Origin of the sequence: Streptomyces sp. WELS2 (assembly GCF_013870595.1) — a bacterium.
Classification (GTDB): domain Bacteria; phylum Actinomycetota; class Actinomycetes; order Streptomycetales; family Streptomycetaceae; genus Streptomyces.
Genome location: NZ_JACBWZ010000803.1, coordinates 1 through 2,755, shown reverse-complemented (window position 1 = coordinate 2,755; position 2,755 = coordinate 1). Strand labels below are relative to the sequence as shown.

The 2,755-nt window shown below is 75.1% G+C and carries 2 protein-coding genes; both read right to left on the bottom strand.

All coding sequences use genetic code 11. The features are described from left to right. Positions 1-1,455 (bottom strand): MFS transporter (locus tag H5J33_RS30085; protein WP_181797944.1); only part of this gene is annotated, 1,455 nt, incomplete at its 3' end. 45 nt (positions 1,456-1,500) lie between these two features. After that, positions 1,501-2,755 (bottom strand): alpha/beta hydrolase (locus H5J33_RS30080; RefSeq protein WP_181797943.1); only part of this gene is annotated, 1,255 nt, incomplete at its 5' end.

Genomic DNA, 2,755 nt, shown 5'->3' with positions numbered 1-2,755 from the left:
TGTGCCTCGACGAGGAACGGCAGCCCCCACAGCAGCAGGAACAGCCGGGACCGAGTTGACGGCCAGCGGGCCGCCTTCCGCGGCGACCTCGGCGGCGGCCGCCTTGACCTGCGGACCGAGCGCGGAGCGGTGCAGGTCGGAGCTGAACAGCGAGCCCGCGCGGCTGAGGGCGACGGCGCCGATGACCGCCGGTCCCAGGGTGAACCCGAAGTCGCGGAGCAGGCTGGTGGAGGCGCTCGCCATGCCGGCGTAGCGCAGCGGGACCGTGTTCACGGCGGTGGCGGTGATCGAGGAGACGGTCAACGCGAACCCGGCACCGACCAGGCCCAGGGGCAGCACCAGGGAGGTCAGTGCCCGGTTCTCCACCGGCAGGGTCGCGGCGAGGAAATCGCCCGCGGCCATCAGCGCCAGGCCCACGGTGAGGATCCAGCGCCCGCTGACCCGCTCCAGCAGCCGCGAGGTGAGCGGGGCCAGGAGCAGGGTGAGGCCGTTGAGCAGCAGGAAGGCCACGGAGGTGCGCAGCGGACTCTGGTGCTGCACGGGGCCCAGCCGGATGCTGGTGGCGTAGGCGGTGCCCAGGAAGCCGAACATGCCGACGACCGCGACGACCGAGGCGACGGCGAACGCCCGGTTGGCGAACAGGTCCAGGCGCAGCAGCGGGGTACGGGCGCGCCGCTCGGCGACGACGAAGAGCACGACGAACACCGCGGCGACCACGAACGCGACGACGACCGGGGTCGAGCCCCAGCCGTCCGTCGGCCCTTGGATGACCGCGTACAGCAGCGCGAACAGGCCGACGCCGACGGTGAGTTGTCCGCCGAGGTCCAGCGAGCGGCCCTCGGGCGCCCGGGAGTCGGCGGCGCCCAGCAGGCTGACCGCGGTGCTGGCCACGGCGATCACCACGACCACCACGAACGCCGCGCGCCAGGAGTCGTGGCTGCCGGTGACGCCGCCGATGACGGGGGCGACGAACCCGCCGGTGGACAGGGCGGCCGCCCACACGGTGATGCCGCGCGCCCGGTCCCGGTGACTGTGCGTGCCCGCCGCGATCATGGCGAGCGAGGTCGGGAAGAGCGCCGCCGCACCGAGGCCGGAGACCACCTGTCCGACCCACAGCAGGTGGACGCCGCCGCTCACGGCGGAGACGGCCTCGCCCACGACGACCAGGACGGAGCCGCCCACGAGCAGCCGCTTGCGTCCGAACAGGTCGCCGAGGACACCGAAGGTGAGTTCCAGCACGGTCACCGGCAGCAGGAACGCGTCGGAGATCCAGGTCAGTTGGGAGCCGATCGGATGCAGGTCCTCCTGGAAGAGGCCGTTGAGGGTGGCGGGCACGGCGAGGGCGATCTGGGCGAGGCAGACCGCGAGACAGCCGGCGACGAGGGTGCCGAGCGGCAGCCGGCTCGACGAGGGGCCGGCGGAGGGCGCGGAGGAGCGGGGGTCGGTCAGCGACATGGCGGGTCCAGGGGTGGAAGGCCGGCGGGAGAGGGATCCGGAGGATCAGGAGTGGCGGCGGCCGACGACGAGGCGCGTGGGCCGGTAGGGGACGAACGCCGCTCCGTCGAGGCCTAGGGCCTGCGCGGCGCGCTGCAGGGCCGCCGGCGTGGTGCCGCCGTCCCAGCGGCCCGAGACCACCCGGTGCTCCAGGGCGTGCACGCCCGCGACGACCTCGGCCGCGGTGAAGCCGCAGTGGCCCTGGCGGGCGACGTAGGCCTGGCGCAGCAGGGCGCCGTCACCGGCGGCCCGTACCCGGGCGGCGAACGCGTTCTCCTGCTGCACGGGGACCAGTTGGTCGGAGGTGGTGTGCAGGTCCAGCAGCGGCACGGCCAGGCCCTGCCCGGCGGTGGAGCTGCGCTGAAGGCGGCGCACCGCCTGCGGGTCGGCGTGCACCCGGGCGCCGCGGGTCAGGGCGGTGAGATCGGCGCGCAGATCCAGTCCCGCCGTCCGGTACAGCGCCCGGACCTGGTCGGCGTGCTCCGAGGAGCGCAGCAGCCCGGCGTAGTCCACACCCGCGTTCCAGGAGGTGTTGCCGCCCGCCGACTGCTCGACGGAGTAGCGCGCGGGCACGATGAACGACAGCACGCCCTGGGCGAACCAGGCGTACTGCTGGGCCTCCTGCCCTTCGGCGTCGCCGGGCGCGGGCGGGTTCTGCCCCGGGGCCCAGTCGGGCAGGTTGAGGTACGCGGCGGCGAGCGCGATCCGCGCCCGGCCCGCGGGCGTGGCCTGGGCACGCTCCACGGCGGCGGTGAGCCGGGCCGCGGTCGCGGCGGCCGTGTCCTGGTCGGCGAAGTCCACCAGCCGCAGGTGTTCTTCCGGGGCGAGCAGGGACGCGATCGTGTACTCGGCGTCCAACTGGTAGTTCTCCAGGTCGACACCGCCGGCGACCAGGCCGCACAGGCCCAGGGCGCCGTCGATGCCGCCGTCCGCGTCCCGCGCGAGCCGGGCGTTGACCAGGCCGCCCATGGACTGCCCGACGGACAGGGTTCGGTCGGGGCGGCCCACGGCGGCGGCGAACGCCTCCCGGGTGGCGAGCTGGTCGCGCTCGGCGCTCTCCAGCGCCCACCAGGGGCCGTTGGGGTCGTAGGAGGAGCCGGCCAGCGCGTAGCCCTCGGCCAGGAGGGCCCGGCCGGCGGCGGGGGAGGGGGCGTCCTGGGCGGTGGTGGGGCCGTAGCCGTGGCTGAACAGCAGCAGGGTGCCGTTCCAGCGGTCGGGCAGGTCGGCGATCCAGCTCGCGCCGTCCGGGAGGCGCCCGCTC